This is a genomic window from Enhygromyxa salina, from assembly GCF_002994635.1.
Taxonomy (GTDB): Bacteria; Myxococcota_A; Polyangia; order Nannocystales; family Nannocystaceae; genus Plesiocystis; species Plesiocystis salina_B.
This window is the reverse complement of record NZ_PVNL01000092.1, coordinates 16,091-42,822: the sequence shown is the minus strand read 5'-3', so window position 1 is coordinate 42,822 and position 26,732 is coordinate 16,091. Positions and strand designations below refer to the sequence as shown.

General features: G+C 67.8%; 24 protein-coding genes. 10 read left to right on the top strand and 14 right to left on the bottom strand.

The window, feature by feature from the left end; all coding sequences use genetic code 11:
* Window positions 1–86 precede the first annotated feature (86 nt).
* From ENSA7_RS22615 to ENSA7_RS22605, 3 genes are read left to right on the top strand one after another with little or no spacing between them, the layout of a single operon-like run.
* Window positions 87–1,658, top strand: a complete 1,572-nt coding sequence (locus ENSA7_RS22615) for an alginate O-acetyltransferase AlgX-related protein (protein ID WP_181234009.1) — start codon at window positions 87–89, stop codon at window positions 1,656–1,658.
* A gap of 5 nt (window positions 1,659–1,663) precedes the next feature.
* A complete protein-coding gene (locus ENSA7_RS22610) occupies window positions 1,664–3,025 on the top strand; it encodes a hypothetical protein (protein ID WP_106091405.1) in 1,362 nt (453 codons plus the stop codon).
* A gap of 47 nt (window positions 3,026–3,072) precedes the next feature.
* Window positions 3,073–4,386, top strand: a complete 1,314-nt coding sequence (locus ENSA7_RS22605; RefSeq protein WP_106091404.1) for a hypothetical protein — start codon at window positions 3,073–3,075, stop codon at window positions 4,384–4,386.
* Window positions 4,387–4,402: 16 nt separating this feature from the next.
* On the opposite strand, the gene ENSA7_RS22600 is transcribed toward ENSA7_RS22605, so the two are convergent.
* From ENSA7_RS22600 to ENSA7_RS22580, 4 genes are all read right to left on the bottom strand, one after another.
* Window positions 4,403–5,326 carry a hypothetical protein gene (locus ENSA7_RS22600; protein WP_181234008.1) on the bottom strand — a complete coding sequence of 308 codons (924 nt, stop codon included), beginning with the start codon at window positions 5,324–5,326 and terminating at the stop codon, window positions 4,403–4,405.
* A 255-nt stretch (window positions 5,327–5,581) separates the two neighbouring features.
* Entirely contained in the window at window positions 5,582–6,757 is a 1,176-nt protein-coding gene (locus ENSA7_RS22590) for an MBL fold metallo-hydrolase (protein WP_181234007.1), read from the bottom strand.
* Window positions 6,754–7,836, bottom strand: a complete 1,083-nt coding sequence (locus ENSA7_RS22585; RefSeq protein ID WP_106091401.1) for a hypothetical protein — start codon at window positions 7,834–7,836, stop codon at window positions 6,754–6,756. Before ENSA7_RS22585 ends, ENSA7_RS22590 begins: the two co-directional genes overlap by 4 nt.
* 4 nt (window positions 7,837–7,840) lie before the next feature.
* Entirely contained in the window at window positions 7,841–8,779 is a 939-nt protein-coding gene (locus ENSA7_RS22580) for a spermine/spermidine synthase domain-containing protein (RefSeq protein WP_106091400.1), read from the bottom strand.
* On the opposite strand from ENSA7_RS22580, the gene ENSA7_RS22575 reads away from it, so the two are divergent.
* Complete coding sequence (locus ENSA7_RS22575; RefSeq protein WP_146158012.1) at window positions 8,733–10,121, top strand: saccharopine dehydrogenase NADP-binding domain-containing protein; 1,389 nt, start codon at window positions 8,733–8,735, stop codon at window positions 10,119–10,121. The two genes, ENSA7_RS22580 and ENSA7_RS22575, sit on opposite strands and share 47 nt — an antisense overlap.
* A 26-nt stretch (window positions 10,122–10,147) precedes the next feature.
* Here ENSA7_RS22575 and ENSA7_RS22570 read toward each other — a convergent pair whose 3' ends face one another.
* The 8 genes from ENSA7_RS22570 to mdh all read right to left on the bottom strand — a co-directional run bounded on the left by ENSA7_RS22570 (window position 10,148) and on the right by mdh (window position 18,231).
* Complete coding sequence (locus tag ENSA7_RS22570; RefSeq protein ID WP_106091398.1) at window positions 10,148–10,657, bottom strand: hypothetical protein; 510 nt, start codon at window positions 10,655–10,657, stop codon at window positions 10,148–10,150.
* Window positions 10,650–11,462, bottom strand: a complete 813-nt coding sequence (locus ENSA7_RS22565; RefSeq protein WP_106091397.1) for a succinate dehydrogenase/fumarate reductase iron-sulfur subunit — start codon at window positions 11,460–11,462, stop codon at window positions 10,650–10,652. Before ENSA7_RS22565 ends, ENSA7_RS22570 begins: the two co-directional genes overlap by 8 nt.
* 2 nt (window positions 11,463–11,464) lie before the next feature.
* Window positions 11,465–13,330 carry a fumarate reductase/succinate dehydrogenase flavoprotein subunit gene (locus tag ENSA7_RS22560; RefSeq protein WP_106091396.1) on the bottom strand — a complete coding sequence of 622 codons (1,866 nt, stop codon included), beginning with the start codon at window positions 13,328–13,330 and terminating at the stop codon, window positions 11,465–11,467.
* 4 nt (window positions 13,331–13,334) lie between these two features.
* Window positions 13,335–14,165, bottom strand: coding sequence for a succinate dehydrogenase subunit SdhC (gene sdhC / locus ENSA7_RS22555; protein WP_106091395.1), 831 nt, complete (start codon window positions 14,163–14,165; stop codon window positions 13,335–13,337).
* A gap of 186 nt (window positions 14,166–14,351) precedes the next feature.
* Window positions 14,352–14,858: a PepSY domain-containing protein gene (locus tag ENSA7_RS22550; protein WP_106091394.1), complete on the bottom strand. Its 507-nt coding sequence runs from the start codon at window positions 14,856–14,858 to the stop codon at window positions 14,352–14,354.
* A 208-nt stretch (window positions 14,859–15,066) separates the two neighbouring features.
* Complete coding sequence (gene sucD / locus ENSA7_RS22545; protein ID WP_106091393.1) at window positions 15,067–15,942, bottom strand: succinate--CoA ligase subunit alpha; 876 nt, start codon at window positions 15,940–15,942, stop codon at window positions 15,067–15,069.
* On the bottom strand, window positions 15,939–17,135 hold the full coding sequence (gene sucC, locus ENSA7_RS22540) for an ADP-forming succinate--CoA ligase subunit beta (RefSeq protein WP_106091392.1): 1,197 nt from the start codon (window positions 17,133–17,135) through the stop codon (window positions 15,939–15,941). The genes sucD and sucC overlap by 4 nt, the downstream gene beginning before the upstream one ends.
* A 148-nt stretch (window positions 17,136–17,283) precedes the next feature.
* The gene (gene mdh / locus ENSA7_RS22535; RefSeq protein WP_106091391.1) at window positions 17,284–18,231 is read right to left on the bottom strand and encodes a malate dehydrogenase; all 948 of its coding nucleotides are present in this window, start codon (window positions 18,229–18,231) and stop codon (window positions 17,284–17,286) included.
* A gap of 215 nt (window positions 18,232–18,446) precedes the next feature.
* Between mdh and ENSA7_RS22530 the strand changes: the two genes are divergently transcribed.
* From ENSA7_RS22530 to ENSA7_RS22505, 6 genes are all read left to right on the top strand, one after another.
* Complete coding sequence (locus ENSA7_RS22530) at window positions 18,447–19,664, top strand: trans-sulfuration enzyme family protein (RefSeq protein WP_146158011.1); 1,218 nt, start codon at window positions 18,447–18,449, stop codon at window positions 19,662–19,664.
* A gap of 69 nt (window positions 19,665–19,733) precedes the next feature.
* Complete coding sequence (locus ENSA7_RS22525; protein WP_106091389.1) at window positions 19,734–20,327, top strand: hypothetical protein; 594 nt, start codon at window positions 19,734–19,736, stop codon at window positions 20,325–20,327.
* A 119-nt stretch (window positions 20,328–20,446) separates the two neighbouring features.
* Entirely contained in the window at window positions 20,447–21,598 is a 1,152-nt protein-coding gene (locus ENSA7_RS22520; protein ID WP_146158010.1) for a hypothetical protein, read from the top strand.
* 112 nt (window positions 21,599–21,710) lie between these two features.
* Complete coding sequence (locus ENSA7_RS22515) at window positions 21,711–22,856, top strand: hypothetical protein (RefSeq protein ID WP_146158009.1); 1,146 nt, start codon at window positions 21,711–21,713, stop codon at window positions 22,854–22,856.
* The gene (locus ENSA7_RS22510) at window positions 22,853–23,587 is read left to right on the top strand and encodes a hypothetical protein (protein WP_106091386.1); all 735 of its coding nucleotides are present in this window, start codon (window positions 22,853–22,855) and stop codon (window positions 23,585–23,587) included. The genes ENSA7_RS22515 and ENSA7_RS22510 overlap by 4 nt, the downstream gene beginning before the upstream one ends.
* A gap of 547 nt (window positions 23,588–24,134) precedes the next feature.
* Window positions 24,135–25,034: a hypothetical protein gene (locus ENSA7_RS22505; RefSeq protein ID WP_146158008.1), complete on the top strand. Its 900-nt coding sequence runs from the start codon at window positions 24,135–24,137 to the stop codon at window positions 25,032–25,034.
* A gap of 51 nt (window positions 25,035–25,085) precedes the next feature.
* On the opposite strand, the gene ENSA7_RS22500 is transcribed toward ENSA7_RS22505, so the two are convergent.
* Complete coding sequence (locus tag ENSA7_RS22500) at window positions 25,086–25,721, bottom strand: glutathione S-transferase family protein (RefSeq protein WP_106091384.1); 636 nt, start codon at window positions 25,719–25,721, stop codon at window positions 25,086–25,088.
* A 32-nt stretch (window positions 25,722–25,753) separates the two neighbouring features.
* Window positions 25,754–26,629 carry a Cys-rich lipoprotein gene (locus ENSA7_RS22495; RefSeq protein ID WP_504823001.1) on the bottom strand — a complete coding sequence of 292 codons (876 nt, stop codon included), beginning with the start codon at window positions 26,627–26,629 and terminating at the stop codon, window positions 25,754–25,756.
* Window positions 26,630–26,732 lie beyond the last annotated feature (103 nt).

Sequence of the window (26,732 nt, the reverse complement as noted above, 5' to 3'; positions counted from 1 at the left end):
TGATCGAGCGAGCGAGCGTCTATTGGCCCGCTCGCTCGCGCGCAGCCGCGACCCGCCACGCCGCCTGCCGGGATCATCGACCAACCATGCCGTTCACACCTCGGTCGCAACCAGACACGGACACCCCCGACCCCAAGCCCTCCGCGCCGCGAGGTCCCACGTGGCGACGGCGGCTGATGATCGCCGGGCAGCTGGCGCTGGGGCTGAGCATCGGTCTCGCGCTGACCGAGCTCGGGTTCTCGCTCCGCGATCACCACGCGTTCCCCCACGTCAATTTTTACGTGGCGGACCCCGAGCTCGGCGTCCGCCTCGAGCCCGGCGCGTCGATGAACTTCAAGCTGGGCGACAACCCCCTGACCGAGATCACAGTCAACTCGCAGGGCTACCGCGGGCCGGAGTGGCCGGCCCCGAGCCCGGGCGAGGTGCTGGTGATCGGCGACTCGCAGGTGTTTGGGCTGGGGGTCAACGACGCCCAGACCTTCTCGGCCGTGCTGGCGGCGAAGCGGGACCTCACGGTGCTCAACGCCGGGGTCCCGACCTACGGACCGCGCGAGTACCTGGCGCTGACCCGCGAGCTGCTCGAGCAGCGCGACGCCGAGGGTCCCCGCGTCGTGTACGTGCTCAATTTCCTCAATGATCCGTTCGAGCTCGATCGGCCCAACCGCGAGCGGCACGCGATCTGGGACGGCTGGGCGGTCCAGATCGAGACCGCGCCAGCGCCCGATGAGATCACCCAGTTCCCGGGCCGCCACTGGCTGATGTCGCGGTCCCACACGGTCTACGCGGCGCGCCGCTGGTGGCACTCGCACGACGAAGCGTGGTTTGCCCGGGTCGATCGCGGGCTCCCGTCCGAGGGCGACTGGAGCGACCTGCTGGTCGAGAGCGAGCGCACCCACGCCGAGCTCGCCGCGGCCACGGCCACCGCCCTGCAGCTGCGCAACGAGTCGCTGACCCACGAGCAACGGCTGACCGAGGAGCTCGCGGCGATCGAGGCCCGGCTCGAGCGCTCGAGCCCCCTCAACCAAGAACGGCAGCAGCGGCGTCAGGACGAGCGCCAGATCGACGCGGATGAGGACATCCTCCGCGCCCGCCCGGGCGGGATCGTGCGGTCGCGCTACAGCGAGGCGGCCCGCAACATCACGGTCACCGCCGAGGCCTACCGGGCCGCGCTCGCCCGCAAGCGCGAGCGCGAGCAGGCGGCGACCGAGCGACAGGAGCTGCAAGCCCGGGCCGCGGTGCTGCGCGAGGAGCTGGGCCAGGCCGCGAAGGTCGAGCTGCCCGAGCCACCCGAGCTGCCGCGGTCCGTGTTCGAGGACCACTTCGTCGAGCTGCGCGACCTGTGTGAGCTGCACGGCGCCGAGCTGCTGATCGTGATGCTGCCGTTCGACGTGCAGGTCTCGTCGGCGGAGTGGGCCAAGTATGGGGTCGACGACGGGCCGGACCTCAGCCCAACCCTGGTCCTGCTCGACGACGCTGTGGCGAGCGCGACCAAGCTGGGGATCCCCGCGCTGGACGTGACTCGGGCGCTGCGGGCTGCCGAGCCCGGCGCGTTCTTGGACGGGGACATCCACATGACGCCCAAGGGCCACCAGGCGTTCGCGGACGCGCTCGGGTATGAGCTCGCGAGCTTGCCGGAGCCCGAGTCCAAGTCCAAGTAACCTCGATGCTAGACACCGCCCACCTGTGGCATGCTGGCGAGGTGCGTGACGAATTCGACCCCCGACCGTGGAACTTGTTCGCAGGCGCGACGCTGGTGCTGGCCGGGTGCGGGGACCGAGTGGTGGGTGGCGACGACGGTGTCACGGTCACCACCAACACGCAGCCCGAGACCAGCTCGAACACGATCACGGACACGATCACGGACACGGGCGAAGACCCCGAGTGCATCACCGACAGCGACTGTCCGACCGGCTACTACTGCTACGACCAGGTCTGCGACTACGTCCGGCACCACGACGGATCATTCGACCTGTACGAGTACGAGTGCTTCGACAACTCCGAGTGTGATGAGCTCGAGCTGTGCTACTTCAACTATTGTCAGTCCACCGAAGTCGCTGCCACCTACGTCACAAATATAACGCAGCCGGCCCCGCTGCCGATCCCGGGGCAAGCGTTGAGCCTGAGCTTCGCGGACGTCGACGGCGACGGCGTCGATGAGCTGGTCGTCGCAACCATGTCCGAGCTGCACGTGTTCGAGAACGACGTGGACATGCCAACGACGAGCCCGCGCGTCGAGGACTCGAGCAGCATCGACGCCATGGTCGGCGGACAGCTCGACATGAACGTCGGCGAGGACGTGCTGCTCCACTACGAGGGCGTACAGTCGTTGCACAGCTCCGACGGCACCTCGAGCTTCCTGGCACCAAGCGTGACGCCCAGCCAGATCGGGATCGCGGCGGGGATGCTCGCAAGTGACTTCGACCAGCAGCCACCCGACGAGGTCCTGATGTGGGGCTCGAGCGGCGCCCGCGTCGAGGGTGGTATCGGTGCGTTCACGCTGACCGACAGCGCCGAGGTCAGCTCCGCGGTCGCCGGGCTGTCTGGCTTCACGGTGACCTACTCGGACCGGACGATCGAGTTCTTCGAGCTGTTCGGCGCGAGCGGGTGGATCGGCTCGGTCGCCGGCGCCCTGCCCCACGCCCTGTTCGCCTCAATCGGGCAGCTCGAGCTCAGCGCCAGCCGCATCGAGTCCAACGACGGCACCTGGTCGCTGTTTCAGCTGTGGGATCCAATGCGTCCGATCGCGCCAGAACAAGCGTTTGGCTTCGCCGGCGAGGTCTCGGTCATGCGCCGCGGCGACTTTGATGGCGACGGCACCAGCGACATCGCCATCATCGCCGACGACGGCCTGTGGCTGCACTTCGCCGCGCTCGAGGGCGTCGGAGAGCTCTACGCAACGCTCGACACCGGCCGCAGCCCGGCCGTCGCGCTGAGCGTGGGCGATCACGACGGCGACGGCGACGACGAGCTGGCGGTCCTGCTCGCTGACGCCACCGTGTTGATCTTCGACGGCGAGCTCCCGTAGGCCACGGCCCCGCAGAACCGGGCGGTCACCTGTGGCATGCTGTGACGATGCGCGAGCTTGGCTTCGATCCTCGCCACTGGAATTTGTTCGCTGGCGTCACGCTGGTTGTCGCGGGCTGTGGGGGCCGGGTCGGCAGTGCCAACGACGGCAACGCCGACGCCGCGACGGTTACCACCAACACGCCGTCAGACACGAGCTCCGACGCCGAGTGCAACACCCACAGCGACTGCCCGGCCTACTACCAGTGCATCGACCAAATTTGCCACTACACCGGAGGCCACCAGGATGGGTGGGGCCCGTACGACATGTACGAGTATGACTGCTTCAACGACTCCGAGTGCGGCCTGCTCGAGCAGTGCACCTTCAACATTTGCCACACCGTCGGAGTTGCGAGCTCCTGCAACACCGATCTACCCCTGCCAGCTCCGCTGCCGATCCCCGGGCAGGCGCTGGGCTTGACCTTCGCCGACGTCGACGGCGACGGCGTCGATGAGCTGGTCGTCGCGACCTCGACCGAGCTGCACGTGTTCGAGAACGGCGTGGACGCGCCGACCTCCAGCGTGCGCGGAGACGGATCGGACAGCGTTGACGCCATGGTTGGCGGTCAGTTCGACGTGGATCCGGGCGAGGACGTGATGTTGAGCTTCGCCGGCACCCAGTCGCTGCATCACTCCGACGGCAACGCCGGCCTGCTGCCGCCAGTCACGATGCCAAGTCCGATCGGAGTCGCGGCGGGGCTGCTCGCGGGCGACTTCGACGAGCAGCCGCCAGACGAGGTCCTGATGTGGGGAGCCGGGGGCGCTCTGGTCGAGGGCGCCGTCGTGCCGTTACTCTTGAGTGACAGCCCTCAGGTCAGCTCGGCGGTCGCCGGGCCGCTCGGGTTCGCGGTGACCCATACAGATCGTTCCCTGGAGTTCTTCGACCTCGACGGTCTGAGCTCGTGGACGGGCTCGGTCGACGGTCGACAACCGCACGCACTGGTTGCACCGATCGCCGCCATGACGCTGAGCGCCAGCAGCGTGGACTCCCACGAGGGACCCTGGGCGCTGTTTCAGGCCTGGGATCCGTCCGTCTCCGACGCACCGATCACCACGTTCGGATTCGCCGGCGAGGTCTCGCTGATGCGCCGCGGCGACTTCGATGGCGACGGCGTCAACGACATCGCGATCATCGCCAGCACGGGTCTATGGCTGCACCTCACCGCGCTCGAGAGCATCGAGCAGTGCTACGCCAAGCTCGACACCGGCCGCAGCCCGGCCGTCGCGCTGAGCGTGGGCGATCACGACGGCGACGGCGACGACGAGCTGGCGGTCCTGCTCGCCGACGCCACCGTGTTGATCTTCGACGGCGAGCTCCCTTGAGGTCCGCCAGGTACGGTCAGGGCGCGAGGATGAGCGGCCCCACGAGGCCGACAAGTTCAAACTCTATGTTCAGGTTGATCGGGTCGGTGATCATGAAGGTGTCCATCGCCACGACGTGCTCGGCGTCCGCCCAGGCCAGCGTCCCCGAAGCTCCCGCGCCATCGATGTTCGCGGTGAACACGGCCAGGGTGCCATCGAGGTTGAGATCGCTCGGCATCGGCTCTTCGTTGGGATCGGTGGTCGCCAAGATGATCCCGGTCGCCAGCGTCGGGTGCGGCATGTCGCTGGATCCGACGACCGCGCCAGCGTCGTGGTCCGCCGTCGAGTGAGGCATGGACACTGGGAATGGCTCGCCGTTGTTGTCGACGCCAAAGTCCTCGAGCGAGACATACGCGGTCCCAAAGTTCAGCTGGCACTCCTTGTCCGGGATGTCCTCGAAGTCGAGCGAGACGATCTCGAAGGCCGCGACGGCCGCGTCATCGTCGAGCTGAATACGCACCTCGCCCATCGTGACGATCAGCTCCAGCGGGATCGAGCAGCTGCCTGCGAACGCACCAGCGTCCGCGTTCGCGGTCGTGTCGATCGTCCCGCTCACGCTCGTGAACACCTGCACGTCGCAGACGTTGCCGATCCCGTTGGCGTCGAAATCGAGCTGGTTGGGGTTGGCGATGTCCGGGCAGTTGTCGTCCGCGTCGAAGACGCCGTCCATGTCCGTGTCGGTGGGCGGATCGCCGTCGCCGTCGCCGGGGTCACCGTCGCCGTCACCCGTGTCCCCGTCCCCGTCGCCGTCTCCGTCCCCGGGGTCGCCGTCTCCGTCTCCGGTGTCGCCAGTGGTGTCCAACGAGTCGGTTCCCGGCGGCTCATCGCCGCCACAGGCCGTAAACCCGATTGTTGCGAGCGCGAGTGTCAGCGGGGCGCAATGTAGGAATGTGATTTTCATGTCGATTCGGTCTCTATTGATTGAAGGTGAACGAAAGCGGTGCTTCACCGTAGGCTCCGCGCGCGGGCGAGGCGAGCTGCGCGGATTTGCCCACGAGACCAAAATCGGCACACGCCGTTGAATTCAGCCGTTCTACGGCGTTCTGCGAGCGCCGCGAGGCGCCATCGGGGTCGGCGCGCCGTCGATATGGGGGTGCCGCACGAGCACCCATTCCCCCGATATGGGGGAGACCCGACCAGCCGCCTGACCGCGCCGTCAGTCGACGCCGGTCGACACGATCGGATACTCCTTGGCCGTCCGCCACAGCACGGCCGGCCACCAGCGCTCGATCGGCCCGAGCGCCTCGGGCTCGAAGCTCTGCCCCGGCTGCGGCGCCGCCACGACGACCCCCGCGGCTGCGGCCGCGATCAGCGTGCGCTCGATCGGCTCGGTCCAGCCGTGATAGGCGAGATCGAACAGGCCCCAGTGGATCGGCAGCATGACCTCACCGCGCAGCATCTGGTGGGCGCGCACGGCCTGCTCGGGCCCGATGTGCCAGTCCGGCCAGGCCTGCCCGTAGGCGCCGGCCTCGATCATCGTGAGGTCGAAGGGCCCGAGCTGCTCGCCGATCTCGGTCATGCCGGGGAACAGCCCGGTGTCGCCCGAGAAGAACACCCGGTGGTCACCGCCGAGCAGCGCGTAGCCAGCCCACAGCGTGTTGTTCTGATCGAACAGCTGCCGACCCGAGGCGTGCCGGGCCGGCGCACAGGCGATCTCGAGGGCGCCGACGCGCGTGCGCTCCCACCAGTCGAGCTCGATGATCCGCTCGACCGGCACGCCCCAGTACTCGAGGTGCGCCCCGACCCCGAGCGGGACCACGAAGCGGGTGTCCCACTGCTTGATCGCGTCGATCGTGGCGTAGTCGAGGTGATCGTAGTGGTCGTGCGAGATCAACACCGCGTCGACCGGCGGCAGCTCGGCCAACGGGATCGGCGGCGGAAAAAACCGCGTGGGTCCAGCCCAGCGAAGCGGCGACGTCCGCTCGCCCCACACCGGATCCGTGAGCACGGTGTGGCCGTCGATCTCGATCAGCAGCGTCGAGTGACCGAGCCAGGTCACGCGCAGGCCGGTCGCGGGCGGCTGCTCGAAGCGCGAGAGGTCGCCACCGTCGAATTCCAGCGGCTGATCCGGGCTCGACTGATCGCTGCCGGTCCACGCCTCGGTGATCATCCCCAGGCCGTCGTTCCACAGCGGCTGCGGGTTCTCGAACCCGCCCCCGTCCCACTGCGGCGACGCCCGCATCCGCTCGAGGCGGTCTCCGGTCGCGCGATGGCCAAACGGCACCCACGCCTGCACGACCACGACCGTCGCGGACACCAGCGTGACCGCGAGCGCCCCCAGGGCGATCCGCTTGAGCCGGCGGCGTCGGACCAGCCGCTGGATCTCGCTCATACCAGCACCCTCGCACACACCGGGGGCGCGCCAGGCATCTGCAGGCAGTAGGCCACGAACGCGTCGAACACCGGGCGCGGCGAGCCGACGGTCGGCAGCGCGTGCAGGTGCAGGGCCGGGAGCGCGTTGACCTCGAGCACGCCTGCGCTGGCGTGGGTCGCCTGGTCGCCGCTGGTGGCCGGGGCGCTGCGCAGGAGCACGTGGGCGGGCCCACGCAGATCGACGCCAGCCACGTCGACGCCCAGCGCCGTCGCGGCCTCGACCGCGATCGCGGCCCAGCTCGGGCGCAGCTCGTCGCTGCGATCGATCACGTCGAGCTCCTCGAAGCACAGCTCCACGCAGAGATTCTCGGGCAAGACATCATCGAGATGATAACCGGCGACCGCGAGCCGCTCCGCCACCAATTCGGCCTCGATGTGATCGAGCGGCACCAGGCTTGGCCGTGACCAGGTGCCCCGCCGGGCGTCGAGGTTCAGCGCCTCGAGCAGCTGCGTGGCCGTGCGCTGGCCGTCCCCGCGCAGCTGCGGTCGGCTGATCTCGGCGGCCGCGACGGCCCGGCCCCCGATCACCGCGACGCGCAGGTTGATGCCCGACACGAACGGCTCGACCACGGCCTCCTCGTCCCGGTCATGATCGCGCGCGAACTCGATCGCCGCGGCCAGCTGCGCGAACTCGACGACATCGGTCACGATCCCGATCCCGCGGTTGCCCCAATTGGGCTTGACGACCACGCGGCCGCGCTCGGCCAAGATCGCGCCCGCGCGCCCGTCCGCCACCACCTCACTGGCCTCGTCGAACAGCTCACCTCGGATCACCGGTAGCCCCCGCGCGGCGAGCAGCTCCCGCGAGATGAATTTGTTGTTGGTCAGCGTCTGCGCGACCTCGGTCAAGTACGGCGAGCGGGTCTTGGAGATGATCACCGCCCGCGGCCCCTCGGGCGCGCCCGGCCAGCGCAGGCGCATGAAGAAGTCGCTGTGTTGGCTGGCGAGCGGCGTGGCCTCGACGCCGAGCCGCGCCGCCGCGGCCGCGATCAACAGATTGGTCCGACTCCACGGCGCCGGTTCAGCTGCTCCGCCCATGCGATCAGGTCTCGTGATCCGGGAGGCCCGTGCCCTTGACGTCGTAGCTGATCAGCCGATCCTCGCCGCGCCCGGTCACCAGCTTGCCCGGCTCCTCGAGCCGCTCGCGCAGCAATTTTGGCATGTGGACGATCGAGGCGTGCGAGTGGATGTCGTAGACGCGCAGGCCGGGGACCGCCGCGATCCGCTGGTCGAGATCCGGCGGGTCGAGATCGAACGCCCGCTTGGCGCAGATCCCAATCCCCCACAGCGAGTGAAACGAGGGCACGTAGGTCTGCAGGATCTGCACCCACGGAAACACCGCCGACAGGCTGGTCCGCACCGATCGACACACCCGCATGTCGACCGGATCGAGCTCGCCGCACTGCATGGTCATGATCCCATCGTCGGCGAGCACCCGCGCGACCTCGGCGTAGAACCGGATCGTGAACAGGTCGAGCGAGGGGCCGTCCTCGACCGGGTCGGTGATGTCCAGCACGATCATGTCCCACTCGCCGTCCTTCGAGCGCGCGAGCGTGGCCTCGACGTCCTCGTAGATCAGCTCGACGCGCGGATCATCGAAGGCGCCGTCGTGCCAGCTGGGCAGGTGCTGCCTGCACGCCTGCACGACCTCGGCGTCGAGGTCGACCGCGAGGATGTACTCGACGCTGGGATGCTTGACGAGCTCGCGCAAGGTCGCGCCCTCGCCCGTGCCCGCGACCAGCACCCGCTTGGGTCCGCCCGACAGCACCGCGGCCGGGTGGATCAACGGCTCGTGGTAGAGCGGCTCGTCGGACTCGGACGACTGGATCAAGCGATCCAGGAACAGCGCGCGCCCGTACCCCGGGGTGTCGGCGATCAGGTAGTGCTGATACTTGGTCTGCCCTTGCGCGATCACGCGATCGATCGCGTAGCTGATGCTGACGCCCTGGCTAAATGGCTCGATGATCGACTTGTCTGACACGTTCGGTGAACTCGAGGGGGCGGCGCGGGACTCGACGGATGCGCGCGTCGTGGGTCATACTGGCCGGGTCTTGGCCAAAGATCGCGTATCTGCGCCGACTCGCCGCAAGGTGCTGATGCTCGGCGCCGCCGGCGGGGTCGGACGCGCCACCCTAGCGCTTCTGGCCGGTCATCCGCTAGGTCGCGCGCTGTTGCCCGCCACCTCCGAGCTGTTGTTGCTCGACAGCGCGCCCGCCCGCGATCCGATGCCGATGCCCGGGTGCGCGCGCTGGCTCCCGGCCCAGAACCTCGAGCACAAGCAGGACCTCGCGCGGCTGCTCCGCGAACACCGCCCGGACGAGGTCATCGAGCTCGCGAGCGTGGGCACCCGCGACTGCATGAGCGCCTGCGCTGAAGCCGGCGCGAGCTACCTGACCACCGCCTACGACGACTGGCTCGCCGCCCTGCGCGTCGACCCCAACAGCGCCCGGTGCATGCTGCGGGCCCAGGCCCTGTTTGATCCGCCGGACATCGAGGCTGGCGTGCACCTGCTGTGCATGGGCATGAACCCTGGCCTGATCAATTTGTTGGTCGCCCGCGGGCTGACCGAGCTGGCCGCGCGCAGCGGTCGACCGGCCAGCCTCGACGCGCTGGATCTGCACACGCTGCTGTTCACGGAGATCGACACGACCACGACCAGCCGCGAGCTCGAGCCGGCCAGCGAGCGGTTCCCCTGCACGTGGAGCCCGGGCGGCTGCCTCGAGGAGCTGCTCGAGCCCGAAGCAATGATCACCGCCAGCGGTGAGCTCGAGGTCTTGTCGCACGCACCTCACCGGGCGCTGTATGAGGCCCGCTGCGGCGACGAGCTGATCCGCGGCCACCTCGTCCCGCATGAGGAGCTGGTCAGCCTCGGGGCCATGTACCCGAGCGTGGACCTGGCGTACTGCTACCGCCTGCCCCCCGCGTCCGAGGCCGCGCTCGCGGCCGCGCCCGATCGCAAGCCAGCTCAGTGGCAGACCCGACGGCTGTACCCGCCCGATCACCTCGGGGATCTCGGCGGGTTCAACCGGGTCGGCGTGCTGCTGTGCAGCCACACCCTGGGCGAGCTGTGGATCGGCTGGCAGACCGCGGTCGCCGACGCGCTGGCGTACTCGACCAACGCCACCTTGATGCAGGTCAGCGCCGGGGTGCTCGCGGGCTGGCATCAGCTGCGCCGGGCCAGCCCGGGCATCTACTTGCCCGAGGATCTCGACAGCTCGCCGACGCTGGGGCTGGCCGAGCAGCTGTTGGGCAGCCCGCACGTGATCTGGGATCGCCACGCGCCGGCCCGCTCGGTCGGCGCCCGACGTGTCGACCTGGTGTGAGCGCGGGTGTGAGCAATGGGACCGCGCTACTCGAGCGGTAGCTCGTGCGCGTACTCGGCCGGGGGCCGCAGCTTCTCGCGTCGGATCACCCGCACGCACGCGTTCCAGCGCAGGATCGCGTCATCGTTGCCAACGGGCCGGAGCTTCTCGGCGGCCTCATACAGATCCATGGCCTCGCGCAGGCCCTCATACGCGAACGCGGCTGCGTGCCCGCGCTCCAAGAACCCCAGCGCCTCGCGCTCGGTGATCAGGCCCCGGTAGTACAGCCGCGAGTACGCGTCATCGAGCTTGTCGATGTGCTGCATGATGTCGACCGTGCGCGGCGACTTGCGTGTACCTGAAAACTGATCGCTCATCGCCAAGATCAGCTCGAGCCGCGCATCCCGATTGTCGGGATCGACGGCCAGAATGTCGTGGCAGATGCTCTCGGCCTGGCGCGGATCGTTGAGGTCCCGATACTTGCGGGCCTTCGCCAGCGAGTGTGGGACGCTGTCGACATGGATTGGCTTGAGCTCGAAGATCTCGGCCTCACTCATCTTGCACCTGTCGTTTCGGGGTGGGTGGTGGTTTATAGGGCTCCGACTTGGTCCGCAGCTTGCGACCAAGCAGCTTGCGACCGACGATCTTGAGCGGATCGTAGTAACGATCGACGACGCGCTCCTTGAGCGGGATGATCCCGTTATCGGTGATGTTGATGTGCTCCGGGCAGACCTCGGTGCAGCAACGGGTGATGTTGCACATGCCCGAGCCGTACTCGTCGCGGGTCTCGGGGATCCGGTCGGCGGCATCGAGCGGGTTCATCTCGAGGCCGGCCACGCGGATCATGAAGCGCGGACCCGCGAACGCGGCCTTGCCCGCACGATCACGCAGGACGTGACACACGTCCTGGCACAAGAAGCACTCGATGCACTTGCGGAACTCCTGGACCCGATCCGCGTCTTGCTGGTACATCCGGTGCTCGCCGTCAGCCTCGCGCGGGCGCGGGGTGAACGGCTTGATCCGCCGGTTCTGCTCGTAGTTCCACGAGACGTCGCAGACCAGATCCTTGATGATCGGGAAGGCCTTGAGCGGCTGGACGACGATGGTCTCGTCGGGGTCATAGCTGTTCATCCGGTTCATGCACGCGAGCCGCGGCTTGCCGTTGATCTCCATGCTGCACGAGCCGCACTTGCCGGCCTTGCAGTTCCAGCGGATCGCCAGGTCCCCGGCCTCTTTGGCCTGGATCGCGTGGAGCACGTCGAGCACGACCATGCCCTCGCCGACGTCGGACTCGTAGTCCTTGAACTCGCCGCCCGACGCGTCGCCGCGCCAGACCTTGAAGTTGCGCTTGCGGGTGGCCATGGTCAGACCCCCTCCGGTGCGTCGGCGCCAATCTTGCCGGCCTCGAGCGCGTCGATGTCGGCGTGGCCGATCTCCGCTAGGTGCTTGGGAGGGTCCGAGCGCTCGACCTTCTCGACCTTCATCTCGCCATCCTCACCCCTGTACACGATGATATTGACCCTGCCCCACTCGGGGCGCTCGCCGGCGAAGTCCAGCCGAGTATGCGCGCCGCGGCTCTCCTCGCGCATGAGCGCCGCCCGAGCGACGGCCTCGGACGTGACCATGAGCGACTCGAGCGACAGGGCCTCGTGCCAGCCAGGGTTGTACTGGCTGGCGCCGTGGGCCTTGACGTTGGCGACGCGAGCCTTGAGCGCCTGCAGCTTCTCGATGCCCTCGATCAGCTCGGGCCCCTCGCGAATGATGCCGACGTGCTTGCCCATGAGGTCCTGCAGCTCGTCGTGGATGACATAGGGGTTCTCGCCGCCCTCGCGGTTGAGCGGCGCGGTGGCCCGGCGAAACGCGGCCTTGATCTGCTCGTCGTCGGCCCTGGGCACGGGGTTGCCCGGCTTGCCGAGCTGGTCGACGTAGGCCTTGGCGCCCTGCCCGGCGAGGGCCCCAAACACGATCAGATCCGAGAGCGAATTGCCGCCGAGCCGGTTGGCGCCGTGGAGCCCGGCCGCACACTCCCCACACGCGAACAGGCCCGGGACCTTGGTCTGCTGCGAGTCCACGTCGACCCGAATGCCACCCATGAAATAGTGCAGCGTGGGGCCGACCTCCATCGGATCGGCGGTGATGTCGACCTCGGCCAGCTCCTTGAACTGGTGGTACATCGAGGGCAGCTTGCGCTTGATGTAGTCGGCCGGGCGGCGGCTCGCGATGTCGAGGAACGCCCCGCCGTGGGGTGAGCCACGACCGGCCGCGACCTCGTCACGGATCGCCCGGGCGACCACGTCGCGGGTCAGCAGCTCGGGTGGCCGCCGGGCGCCAGGCTTGCCCTCGAGCCACGAGTCGGCCTCTTCGATCGTCTCGGCGGTCTCCGATTTGAAGCGCTCGGGGATGTAGTTGAACATGAAGCGCTCGCCTGCATTGTTCATGAGGATCCCCCCCTCACCGCGCACGCCCTCGGTGACCAGCGTGCCGCGGACCGAGGGCGGCCAGACCATGCCGGTCGGGTGGAACTGGGTGAACTCGATGTCCATCAGCTCCGCGCCGATCTCGTAGGCCAGCGCGGTCCCGTCGCCCGTGTACTCCCACGAGTTGCTGGTCACCCGCCACGCTCGGCCGCCGCCGCCGGTCGCCATGATCACGGCCGGGGCGCGCAGCAACAAGAAGCGCCCGGTCTCGCGCCAGTAGCAGGCGACCCCAGCGATCCGGCCGTCGTCGACCAGCAGCTGCAGGGCCGCGCACTCCATGTGAAAGTCGATGCCCTGGTGGACGCCGTGATCCTGCAAGGTCCGGATCAGCTCGAGCCCGGTCCGATCGCCGACGTGGGCCAGCCGCGGGTAGCGATGACCGCCAAAGTTGCGCTGGTTGATCAGGCCCTCTTGGGTCCGATCGAACACCGCCCCCCAGTCCTCGAGCTCGCGCACGCGAGCTGGCGCGAGCTTGGCGTGGAGCTCGGCCATGCGCCATTGGTTGAGGAATTTCCCGCCGCGCATGGTGTCGCGAAAGTGGATCTTCCAGTTGTCGCGCGGGTCGACATTGCCCATGGCCGCCGCCATGCCGCCCTCGGCCATGACCGTGTGAGCCTTGCCGAGCAAGCTCTTGGACAGCACCCCTGTGTTGAGGCCCAGCGCGCTGCACTCGATCGCCGCCCGCAGACCAGCCCCGCCAGCGCCAATGACGACGACGTCGTGATGGATGGTTTGAATTTCGGAGACTTCCATCGACTCATGACCAGGTGTTGAGATCGGTGATCACGCCCATGGAGACCAGGCGGACATAGACGTCGGCGAAGCCGACCCAGAACAAGCTCATCCACGCGAACAGCTGGTGGCGCTCGTTGAGCCACGAGATCTGCTTGAACGCGCTGTACTTGACCGTGTCCTGGCCGCACGACATGCAGTCGTCGTGGCCAGCCACGAGGTGGCGAAACGAGTGGCAGCCAAACGTGTAGCAAGCCAGCAGCACCGCGTTGATCGTGAGCACGATCGTGCCGACGCCGATCCCGAATTGACCGTCCTTGCTGAACGCCGCGATCGCGTCGTAGGACAGGAAGAAGATGAACGGGATCGCGAGGTACAGCGCGTAGCGGTGCAGGTTCTGGAAGACCAGCAGCCGGGTCTCACCCAGGTACTTGCTGGTCGGGATCGGGTTGACCGCGCACCCCGGAGGCGAGCCAGCAAAGCTGCGGTAGTAGGCCTTGCGGTAGTAGTAACAGGTGCCCCGGAACATGCCGGGGAACGCGAGGATGAAGAACGCGGGCGACGCGGGCAAGAACGCGGGCCACCAGCTGGGCCACTCGCCAAACCACCCGTGAAACCCGCCGATCGGCGCCGCGCCAGCCGCGGAGCTGTCGATGAACACCGCGGGTGAGTAGAACGGGCTCAGGTAGGGATCCGCCCAGTAGTACTCACCTTGGAAGGCGGCCCAGGTCGCGTAGATGATGAACGCGCTCAGCACCACCACCGTCGCGATGGGGGCTTGCCACCACGCGTCCTTGCGCAAGCTGGCCGCGCGTCCTGTGGGATATCCGCTCAGTACCGGCAAATGCGTTGGCATCGACGACCCTCCTGGTTTCCCGGGAAACCCTGATCATTTGTTAGCAGAGCGATCCGCGCGCCCGCAAGTCACGCATGCGCTTTTGCCGCGGCGGACTTGCGCCGCTTTCGCGCACTACCCTGCCATGCATCTAGCGTGCCGCGCGTTTAGCGTGCCGCTACGGTCCCTCTAGTGGCCCGCGGCCGGCTATGACGCTCGACCTCGACCGGCCTGCTTGGCTCGTCGACGCGACCGCCACATCCCCACGCCCGACCACGCCAGCAGGCACAGGCCCAAGGCCGCCGCCACCATCAACCCCTGGCCGACCACCCCGAACAGCTCGCCCGTGTGGATCCGAAACAAGATCCGGGTGAGCCGGCCTCGGCCCTCGCGGGTCTGCAGCACCTCGCCGTGGCCGTCGAGGTAGACCTCGGTCTCGGCGTCGTCGTCGAGCCAGACCAGGTAGGCCGCCTCGGGCTCGAGCGCGAGCTGGATGTCGGTCGCCGGGGAGCCGTCGCCGGTCGCCTCGGCCTTCGCAATGATCGTCTCGAGCGGCACGTGGTCCGCGAGGATCGGCGCGCGCGGTGGCGGCTCGGCCAGCTGCGCCCGGAAGCTGAGCACCGCCCCGGTCAGCGCCGAGACCAACACCACGACGAAGATCCCCAGACCCACGCCGTTGTGCAGCTTAAATAGTGATTTACGAGCAAAAAGCATGGCCAAGTGTTTTCAGCTCGGGCGAGGCTCCTCGCCCGCTTGCAAGCGCCATTCGTAGACTGGTTCACCTAGGGCAGCGATCTAAATTGAGGAGTCGGGCGAGGAGCCTCGCCCGAGCTGAAAACAAACTTGGGCGCCCGATCGATCTTCGATCGGACGCCCTCCATCAGCGCGGGCCAGGTCGTGGCCGCCAGCGAGCCGCTCGGGCTCAGCCGATCAGCGAGGCCATCGCCGAGCCGATGTCCGACGGCGTCTCGGCGATCTTCACGCCCGCGTCGCGCAGCGCCTCGAGCTTGGCCTCGGCCGTGCCCTTGCCGCCCGAGATGATCGCCCCGGCGTGACCCATGCGCTTGCCTGGCGGCGCCGAGACCCCCGCGATGAAGCCGACGACCGGCTTCTTGATGTTGTCCTTGATGAACGCCGCGCCAGCTTCCTCGGCGGCGCCACCGATCTCACCGATCATCACGATGCCGTGACAGTCCGGATCCTCGTTGAACAGCATCAGGCAGTCGACGAAGTTGGTGCCGTTGACAGGATCGCCGCCGATCCCGATCGCGGTGGTCTGCCCGAGCCCGAGCGTGGTCAGCTGGTGCACGGCCTCGTAGGTGAGCGTGCCCGAGCGCGAGACCACGCCGATCTTGCCGGGCTTGTGGATGTAGCCGGGCATGATGCCGATCCGACATTGATCGGGGGTGATCACGCCGGGGCAGTTGGGCCCGATCAAGCGGGAGGATCGGCCCTCCAAGAACCGCTTGACGATGATCATGTCGTTGACCGGGATGCCCTCGGTGATCGCAATGACCAGCGGGACCTCGGCGGCGACCGACTCGATGATCGCGTCGGCGGCGAACGGCGGGGGCACGAACACGACCGACGCGTTGGCGCCGGTCGCCTCGACGGCCTCGGCGACGCTGTCGAACACGGGGACCCGGCCGTCACAGGCGGTCGAGCCGCCCTTGCCCGGGACCACGCCCGCGACCACGGAGGTGCCGTACTCGATCGAGAGGTTGGCGTGGAACTCACCGGTCTTGCCAGTGATGCCCTGCACGAGCAGCTTGGTGTTCTTGTCGACGAGCACGCTCATTTGGTCATCTCCACGATCTTCTGGGCGGCCTCGCGCAGCGAGCCGGCCGAGGTAATTTTGAGTCCGCTCTCGTCGAGCAGCTGCTTGCCGAGCTCGACGTTGGTGCCTTCGAGGCGCACGACCAGAGGGACCTCGAGGCCGACCTCCTTGACCGCGCCGATCACCCCGCGCGCGATCGTGTCGCACTTCATGATCCCGCCAAAGATGTTGACCAGGATGCCCTTGAGCTGCGGATCCTTGGTGATGATCTTGAACGCGGCGGTGACCCGCTTCTCGGTCGCGCCGCCGCCGACATCCAGGAAGTTGGCCGGCTCGGCGCCGAAGTACTTGATGATGTCCATGGTCGCCATCGCGAGGCCCGCGCCGTTGACCATGCAGCCGATCGTGCCGTCGAGCGACACGTAGCTGAGATCCCAGCTCTTGGCCTCGAGCTCGGCCGGGTCCTCTTCGTCGGGGTCGCGCAGCGCCTCGACGTTGGGGTGGCGATACATCGCGTTGTCGTCGAACGTGGCCTTGGCGTCGAGCGCGATCACGTCGCCGCCGCCGGTGATCAGCAGCGGGTTGATCTCGAGCAGGGCGCAGTCGAGCGCGACGTAGGCCTTGTAGAACTGGTCGAGGAACGCGGTCAGCTTGCGCCCGGTCTTGCCGGACACGCCGAGCCCCTTGGCCAGCGCGCGGGCCTGGTAGCCGAGCAGACCGAACGCCGGATCGATCTGGATCTTGAGGATCTTCTCCGGGTGGGTGGCGGCGACCTCTTCGATGTCCATCCCGCCTTCGCTCGAGCCCATCACCGTGATCCGGCCGCTGTCGCGGTCGAGGGTCGCGGCGAGGTACAGCTCGTTGGCGATGTCCATGCCCTGCTCGATCAGCAGGCGGTTGACGACCTTGCCCTCGGGCCCGGTCTGGATCGTGACCAGCGTGCTGCCGATCATCTGGGCGGCGATCGCCTGGGCCGCGTCGGCGCCCTTGACCACCTTCACGCCGCCGAGATCGGGGTGCTCCTTGAACCGCCCCTTGCCGCGACCACCCGCGTGGATCTGCGACTTGACGACGACGACCTCACTGCCGGTCTCTGCGATCAGCTTTTGCGCGGCGGCGCGGGCCTCGTCGGCCGTGAACGCGACCTGCGACAGCGGCACGGGCACGCCCGCGTCTCGCAGCAGATCCTTGGCCTGGTACTCATGAATCTTCATCTATTGTCCTTGGGTAGAAGGGAAACGTGGGCGCAAACCCGCGAGCGGACCTGCGAAATCGCCGAGCTCAGGGCCCCCTTTTAGGGGGCCACACATACCCGCCAGCGGTCGTGCATGGCAGCGTGCAGGATGTCTGTGGGGGTCATGTTCAGTACGGGAGCAGCTTGACGACGTCGCGGACGGCGTTGGCCGAGACGTCGAGCATCGCCTTCTCCTCGTCGTTGAGCTGCATCTCGATGATCTTCTCGACGCCGCCGCTGCCGATCACGGCGGGCACGCCCAGGTACAGCCCTTCGTAGCCGTACTCGCCCTCGCACAGGCACGCGACCGGCAGCACGCGCTTGCGGTCACGGACGATCGACTCGACCATCACGCAGGCTGCGGCCGCGGGCGCGTAGTAGCCCGAGTAGCCGAGCAGGCCGACGATCTCGCCGCCGCCCTTGCGGGTCCGCTCGATGATCGCGTCGATCTTGGGCTTGGACATGAGCTCGGTCAGCGGGATCCCGCCGATCGAGGTGTGGCGCGGCAGCGGGACCATGGTGTCGCCGTGACCGCCGAGCACCATCCCGTGGATGTCCTCGACGCTGACGCCGAGCTCCATCGCAATGAAGGTCTTGTAGCGGGCCGTGTCGAGCACGCCGGCCATGCCGATCACGCGCTGCTTGGGGAACTTCGACTCGGCGAAGGTCACATGGCACATCGCGTCGAGCGGGTTGGCCACGCAGATCAGGATGGCGTCGGGCGAATGCTCGGCCACGGCCCGGGTCACGCCGCCGACGATCTTGCGGTTGATCTCGATCAGATCGTCGCGGCTGGTGTACTCGCCCGTGACCGGGTCCTTGCGGCGCGGGACCCCAGCGGTGATCACCACGACGTCCGAGCCGGCGGTGTCGGCGTAGTCTTGGGTGCCGACCAGCTTCAGGTCGAAGCCCATGGGCGGGCCGGACTCGGCGAGATCGAGCGCCTTGCCCTGCGGCAGGCCCTCTTTGATGTCGACGAGGACCACGTCCCCGAGGTGACGCGACGCGGCCCAGTGGGCAGTCGTCGCTCCGACGTTTCCAGCTCCGATGACGGTGATCTTGTTGCGGCGTGACATGGGTGTTCGATGCGGGCTCGACGAGCGCGCGGGGCGGGTATACCGACTCGCTCGCGGGCGCGTCCATAGCTGGATCAAGACCCCGGTTTTCGGGCCCTGAGGGACGCTCAGCGTTCAGCGCCCTGCTCGGCCCGGCTCCACGCTCGCCTCGCGAGACGGCCGAGCGTCGCGCGCTGGTGCTTGTTTGGACCGATGGATTGGTCGACAACCGATCCATGATGCCGTCGCCCTCGACCTTGTTGCTGCACCCGGACTACGCCGAGGATCGGGAGCCGGACCCGGCGACCCCAGGCCGAGCGATCGCGCCGCCGATCGCCCGCAGCACGATCCACACCCTCGATGGGCCCGGCGCCGACGCCCTCGTGACCGGGCAGGGCCTGCGCGGCGCCGACGTGTACGGCCGGTTCGGCACCGCGACCACCCGCGAAGCCGCCAAGCTGATCGCCCGCCTCGAGCATGGCGAGGCCGCGCTGCTGACGTCGTCGGGGATGGCGGCGATCACCACGACCTTGACCACGCTGATCCCGGTCGGCGGCCGGTTGGCCTGCGCCGACGTCGTGTATGGCGGCACCGACTCGGTGATCGCCACCGACCTCGCCGCCCGCGGGATCCACACTTCGCGATTCGACGCGTGCGACCCGGCCCAGCTCGAGGCGCTGCTGCGCGAGCAGCCGTTCGACCTGGTCTGGTGCGAGTCGATCGGCAACCCATTGCTGCAGGTCGCTCGGGTCCGCGAGCTCGCCGCGGCGTGTCGGGCCGCTGGGGTCCCGCTCGGCGTCGACGCGACCTTCGCGGGCGGCATGGCTCAGCATCCGCTCGAGCTCGGGGCGACCGTCGTCGTGCACTCGGCGACCAAGTACCTCAACGGCCACAGCGACGTGATCGCGGGCGCGATCGTCAGCGACGACGCGACCATCGATCGTTGCTTTGCGACCATGTGTCACACCGGCTGCTGCATCGATCCACAGGCCGCGTGGTTGCTGGCTCGCGGGCTCCGCACGCTGCCGCTGCGCTGGGATCGACAGGTTCGCAGCGCGAGCTTGCTCGCTGCGCGGCTCGCTGAGCACCCGGCGGTCGCGCGCGTGCATCACCCGAGCCTCGCGCCCGATGCCATGCGCGCGGCGCCGCTGAGCAGCGCGGGCGCGGTGCTGGCGTTCGAGCTCGTCGACCCTGATCTAGCTGCGGCAGACCGCCTGCTCGCGCGCTTGCGCCTGTGTACGCACGCGACCAGCCTCGGTGGCATCGAGACGCTGATCTGCCTGCCGGCCCGCACCAGTCACGCGAGCTTGGATCCGCAGCTGCGCCGCAGCCGAGGCATCTCCGACACGCTGCTGCGCTCGAGTGTCGGCATTGAGGACCCCGAAGATCTGTGGGCGGACCTCGCACGCGCGCTCGCAGACGCTTCGCTGCAAGTCGACGATTCAGCCCGCTGAGGTGCGCTCCGGCACGCCACAAACCTGGTCACCTAATAACTCACCAGCGAAGGCGCTATCCTGCGCCGCATGCTGTACCGAGCGTTCGAGCCCGGCATCGAGATCCTCGGGGCCGCCATGCTCGCGGCCGTCGGTGGGTTCGGTCCGCTGGGACCGATCGTCGAGCGCATGCTGCTGCGGCACGGTCTGATCCCCCCGGGGCCGCCCGACGCCCGCAAGGTCGACGTCGACGCCTGGTATTCGCAGCAGTCCTGGCTCGACGCGCTGCTCGAGGTCGACGAGCGGTTCGGGACCGCGATCCTGTTCAACATCGGCGCGGAGATCCCCAACAACGCGGTGTTTCCTGCGTCGGCCGTGGACGTCCACACCGCCGTCCAGTCGATCGACGTGGCCTACCACCTCAACCACCGCCGCGGTGGCAAGGTCATGTACGACGCCGCGACGCAGACTTTCGTCGAGGGGATTGGGCACTACGGCTACGATCGTTTGGGTCCAAATCACATCCTCTCGACCTGCGAGACCCCCTATCCGTGCGAGTTTGACTTTGGCATCGTCGCAACGATGGCCCGGCGGTTCGAGCCGCGGGCGATCGCTACGCATGTCGGCAATGAATGCCGTCGACACGGCGCGCAGGCGTGCACGTATAGCCTGAGCTGGGGTTGATCTGGGCAATGGGGACGGGGCTACGCTGATTTTGCGTACGGCACAAACAGCGCGCTCGTGGCTTGTCCGCGGCTGAGTGTGCTCGTAGGTTTCTCGCCAAGGTGGCGCGCATTGAAATGATGGCAGCGGCGGCAATCGTGCTGGTGTGCAGCCATTGCACGGAGCTGCCGACCGAGGTTGGCGAGCACGTGATCTACCACTGGGATGACAGCGAGGCGCGCTTGTGCGGGGGGACGGTCCCGACCGTGGACCGGTTCCTCGAGGCGGTCGGCGGCTACTACGGCTGGTCGCCCGACGATCTCGGGCCTGGGGTCGAGTATTTTTGGGACGAGGAGCTCGCCCTGAGCGCGTGCTCGTGGCTCGGGGCGTCCGGCTGTGAGAGCCGCGTCCTGGTTCGGCCGCACGTGTTCTCGAAACACCCGGTCGACACCCATGAGCTCGCCCATGCGACGCGGGGTGGGCATGGCCGCCCCGCACTGCGCTATCCGGCCTTCATCAACGAAGCGTTCGCCTCGCGCTGGGGCTCCTCGGTGATCGAGATCAACGTCCCATTCCTGACATGGCCAGAGTTTCTCAGCACCGCGGAGCTACGAGCGGCGCTCGAGGTGAACGACGCCACAAAGTTGGACTACGGCCTCGCGTTCACCTGGTGGGTCGCGCTGGAGTCCACGTATGGACCGGCCAAGATGGCCGACTTCATCCTCGAGCTCGACGGCGCGACCACGGCGGACGACGTCGAGCGGGCGACGCGGCGCGTGTTCGGTATCTCCCTGGCCGAGTCGGCCGCGCTGGCCGAGAGCTTGCCCGAGGCGTCGATCGACGATCCCGTGTGCGAGCTCGACGCCCTCCCAACCTATACCTGGACCGGCCTGCCGCTCGTGCTCGAGCGGGCCGACGCTGACTGTGACGATGGTGACATCGTAAACCTGCATGGGGACTACGCGAGCTGGATGTTCGCGCTCGAGTTCCCGGACACCCTGTCCCCCTTCTACGTGAGCCTGAGTGTCCCCGACGGGGTGGACCCGATATCCAAGGCCATCTTCTTGGTCCCCTGCGATGGCGTACTCGAGTTCGAGAACAAGGTGCCGTACTACGCCGCGGGAGTGGACGACGGCGGTGACTCTGGCACGCTGACGTGGCCCTGGCGCCTGCGGGGGCGCCAAGTGGGGCGCCTGGCCGCTGAGATCGAGCCCGACGGCGCCGTCGTGCTCCCGCGCGTGGTCTTCGAGCGCGTTCTCGACGACGCGGATCGGCCGATGTCACCGGAATGAGGCGTCAGTTTTGCGTATACACAAACAGCGCGCTCGCGGGCGGGATCACAGCTTGTCGGCGGCTGGGTGTGCTCGTAGGTTTCTCGCCGAGGTGGTGGCGCGCATCGAGTCCATGTCGGCGGCAGCAATCATGCTGGTCTGCAGCCATTGCACGGAGCTGCCGACCGAGGTTGGCGAGCACGTGATCTATCATTGGGATGACAGCGAGGCGCGCTTGTGCGGGGGGACGGTCCCGACCGTGGACCGGTTCCTCGAGGCGGTCGGCGGCTACTACGGCTGGTCGCCCGACGACCTCGGGCCTGGCGTCGAGTATTTTTGGGACGAGGAGCTCGCCCTGAGCGCGTGCTCGTGGCTCGGGGCGTCCGGCTGTGAGAGCCGCGTCCTGGTTCGGCCGCACGTGTTCTCGAAACACCCGGTCGACACCCATGAGCTCGCCCATGCGACGCGGGGTGGGCATGGCCGCCCCGCACTGCGCTATCCGGCCTTCATCAACGAAGCGTTCGCCTCGCGCTGGGGCTCCTCGGTGATCGAGATCAACGTCCCATTCCTGACATGGCCAGAGTTTCTCAGTACCGCGGAGCTACGAGCGGCGCTCGAGGTGAACGACGCCACAAAGTTGGACTACGGCCTCGCGTTCACCTGGTGGGTCGCGCTGGAGACCACGTATGGACCGGCCCAGATGGCCGACTTCATCCTCGAGCTCGACGGCGCGACCACGGCGGACGACGTCGAGCGGGCGACGCGGCGCGTGTTCGACATCTCGCTGGCGGAGTCGGCCGCGCTCGCCGAGAGCTTGCCCGAGGCGGCGATCGACGACCCCGTGTGCGAGTTCGAAGGGCTGCCGACCTTCACCTGGACGGGCCCGCCGCTGGTGCTCGAGCACAGCGACGCTCACTGTGACGATCGTGACATCGTGAACATGGGTCCCCACAGGGGGAGCTGGATGTTCGCGCTCGAGTTCTCGGACACCTGGACACCATTCTACGTGACCCTGACGCTCCCGCCCGGCGTGGAACCATTCGGCCAGACCATCTTCTTGGAAGGGTGCGCTGGTGAGCTCGAGTTCGCAGACCGGTTGCCCTACGTTGCGAGCGTAGGGGCCGGTGGGCCCTCGGGCACCTCGAGGTGGCCCTGGCACCTGCGGGGGCGCTACGTGGGGCATCTGGTCAGCTTCATCGACCCCGACGGCGCCGTCGTGCTCCCTCGCGTGGCCTTCGAGCGCGTGCGCGACGACGCGGATCGGCCGACGCAGCCATGAGGCGTTCAACCATACCCGCGGCCGCGCTCGCGTCGATCTGCGTCGCCGCGCTCGCGCTCACGCCCGCGCGTCTGCTGGCCGCGCCGCCGACCCCGACCGCGCTGCCGACCCCGACCGCGCCGCCACTCCCGGCGGCGAAGTCTGCCGGGCCTCCGACCTCAAAACGAGCGACGCGACAGCTCGCGGCGGGCGGAGTCTTGCTCGGGCTCGGCTTCGCCTTCGAGCTCAGCGGGGCCATTATCTCTACCCGCTGCACGGTCGGCTCGTGGTGCGCGGCTGGCTTCGCCGCCTCGGCGGGGGCGCCGGATGGGCTCAATCGCTATACGTTGATCTCCACTGGCACCTCGAGCACCTACGTCATGGGCCGACTGGCCGCGGCGCCGCTGTTGATCGGCGGGTTCACCCTGACGATGGTCGGCGTGGCCTCAGCGGGAATGCCCGGGTCGACGTGGTCGCACGCGACCAGGCGACGGCTGGCGTGGTCCCTGTTTGGCGCCGGCCTCGGCGTGCTCGTGGTGTCGAGGGTCATGCGGGCGGCGTTTATGGTGGCGGGCACGTGCCAGGATCCGATGTGCGTCCACGGCTTCGATCAGACCAGCCTGTGGTTCGGGCGCGGTCTGACCTTCGCTGGGACCGGGCTGCTGGTCCAGGGCGCGGCCAAGCGTGCCGAGATCGGAATCGGCGGCGGTCCAACGCAGGGTTTCGGGATCTCGGTAGTCGGTCGGTTCTGAGTCTCCGTTCGCGGCGCCGCTGCAAGTCCTGCGATTTGGGACCATGAGAGGGGCCGAAGTTTCCGTTTGACCCGAGCGAAAACGCGCTAGGGTAGTTTCATGATTCTGACTCTGTCATTTGTGCCATCACGTCTTTGGCCATCATGACCTGCGGCGGGCGGCGGCGCGCAACAAAGTGAATTCGCCGACGGCGCCGGTGCGACGCGGAGCTTCATGACCTGGTCTTCGACATACATGACGCCGCGCGGTGTCACGCTCACGCGACTCGGAGCATCCCATGAAGATTTCGCCCATCACTGCCACAACCCTCGCGCTAGCAGCGCTGACAATGTCAGCGACGGGGTGCAACCCTCCCCCATCGGATGGTTTCTACGTGTGGTGCAACGGCGCCTCTGCCGGACTGTACTACGAGAACGACCTGCACGGCCAAGTCAATAGGTTCAGCCTCTGCCTCGGCTCAGAACATTGGGCCGGGACGGGCGAGACGGGAGGCATTGATCTCGACGGCTGGACCAACGACCCCGAGGACATTGAGACGCTTCGTAGCATGTGCGTCGAACACTGCCAGAACCTGTCGAGTGACGGCCGGGGCAACTGCTTGCAGTCACCGGGCGCAGAGTGGCAGATCCGAAACCACCAAGACAAAGTCGTCCCTGATCCGCTCATGCTCATCGACGATCCCGAGCACCTCGACTGTGTCGTCCCCAAGTCCAGGTTCGCGTCATCCCCCGAAGAGACCAAGGTCATCCCACCAGGCAGTTCCCCGACCTGGCCGAGCAGCGGTCAGCCCCTCGCGTTGGCGTGCGACGACTTCGAGACCTGCGCCAACGAGCTCGCCATACCGATCGGCGTGAACCTCTACGACGACGACAGCACCACCGCGTGGGGCCCAGGCATGGGCGGCGCCGATCATCTGACCACGACCTCCGTCGCCAGCCGCTCGTCGCTCGCTATCACCCTCGAGAACCCGGCGTTCGCGCCCAGCTCGGAGGTCGGCGCCCTCGAAGACGGCCAGTTCGAGTACTCCGCCCCCGATTGTGGCGATCTCGAGTGCCCCATGTATCTCGCCAATTTGAGCATTGGCAATACATCGACTGTCTGGGAGCTGTACTCGCATCAACTGCTCGACGACATCTACATTCGCGACATCCACGTGCAGCTCCGGCGACCGACGCTCGGTGTGTGGAACACGTCGACGGGTGAATTCTACCTCAGCGAGCAGCGGCTCGACCTGATCGTGGCGGGGAGCTTGCAGATCGGCGCGGGCTCGCCCACGGTCGAGACCTACTACGTGACCAACAGCGCCGCGATTTACGGCCAGCTTGGCGACCACGGCGAGGTCGAGATCTTCGACCTGCACGTGGACGACAGCGAATTTTCACTCGCGGCGAAGCTCGACTATGACACGCCCGCCACGAGCCCGACGGCGATCGACCACGGGGACTGAGCGACCCGCCCTAGCGAACTCGAGATCGCCCAGCCCCGATCCTCGCCCGCCCTACCCCGGCTTGGGCGCGGCGTCGCGGAACCCCGGCTGATCCATGAGCCGACCCAGCAACCGGCCGAGCTTGGGCTGATCCGCGAGCAGCTGCTTGCCCTCGGGGAACATCCCGACCACCGCCACCAGCGGGCCGACGAACAGATCCGCGATCGTCAGCTGACCGCCCGCGAACCACTCGCCGTCGCCGAGCTCGGCCTCGAGCACGCCGAGGGTCTTGCCGATCTCGGGCAGCGCCTTGTCGATGACCGCCCGGTTGGGCGTGCCGTCTGGGCCCGACGGGAAGATGAACTGCAGCGCGTAGCGGAGCACCGCAGGCGGATACAGGTAGCAGTTGGCGATGCTCACCACCTGATGCATGCGCGCGAGCTCAGCCGGCTCGCTCGGCTGCAGCGAGGTCCCCTCGAACGCGGTGTCGACGTAGCTGCAGATCGCGGTGGTCTCATAGAGCGCGACGTCACCGTGGTCGAGCACGGGGACCTTGCCCCACGGGTGGCGGGCCAGGTACTCGGGGGTCTTGCTCTGCGGCGGCCCGATCGGCTCGAAGTCGTGGTCGACGCCCTTGATGTTGAACGCCGCGCGGGCGGTCCACACGAAGGTGCTCTGGGGGAAACCTGTGATCTTTGGCTTGGTCATGTCGATTCTCTCGGTCGTGGCTGGAGTCGTGATCACCCAGGCAGGATGCACAGGCCAAGATCTTCGTACAGCGGCGGCGCCTGGCCTTCCTCGAAGAAGCTCACGCACTCGAGCGGAGCGGCGCAGGTGCTGGGTTCCTCGGTGAGGTCACAGAACACGGCACAGCACGCGGAGCCGTTGCAGGTCTCGAGCGCGGCCGCGTCGGCGCAGAAGTGCCCGGGGTTGCAGTCGTTGTTGAACCCGCACGGCTCACCCGTTGGGATCCCGCCAGCGGTGATGATGCACTGGAAGGTCTGGCTGCCGCCGCTCCAGTAGCAGCCGAGCCCCTCGGCGCACTCTTGCAGGAGCGGGTCGCAGTTCGGCAGGCAGACCGCGATCGCGCCGTCGTTGACGACCCGGCAGCTGGTGTTTGCCTCATCGCAGACTGGGTCGTCGACGCCGCCCGTGCAGAATGGGAAGCAGGTGCCGACCAACATGCCGTCGACGTCGAGCGCGTTCCAACACACGTTGGCCTCGTCGCAGTCGTCGGCGCCCGACGCCGCACCTTGGTACACGCACTGATCACCGGAGGTGCCCGTGCCGGTCACGGACACACACTTGTTGGCGTCCCAGGTCCCGCCGCTGCTCGCGTAGGCCACACACTTCTCGCCCTCGGGGCAGTCCTGCGCGAACGGATCGCAGTCGTTGATCGACGGGAGGTCGTTGTCCGACGGTAGAAAGTCCTCTCCGCCGTCGCCATCACCTGGGTCGCCATCACCGGTGTCACCGTCTCCAGGCGGCGCGTCGCCGTCACCATCACCGGTGGTCTCCGCTTCGACTTCGGTGTCGGCCGAGTCATCGGTGACGCTCTTGTTGCAGGCCAACAACAGCGAGAAAGACATGACTACGAGAGCTGGTTTCGTCCGCATCGAGCGCGAGTCTACGCCGCAGCTCCCCCCGTGTCCCCCATCTGCGCACGCGCGGGGCGGACACCGCTCTCGCCAACCTCACGAGCCGCAGACGAAACCCCCG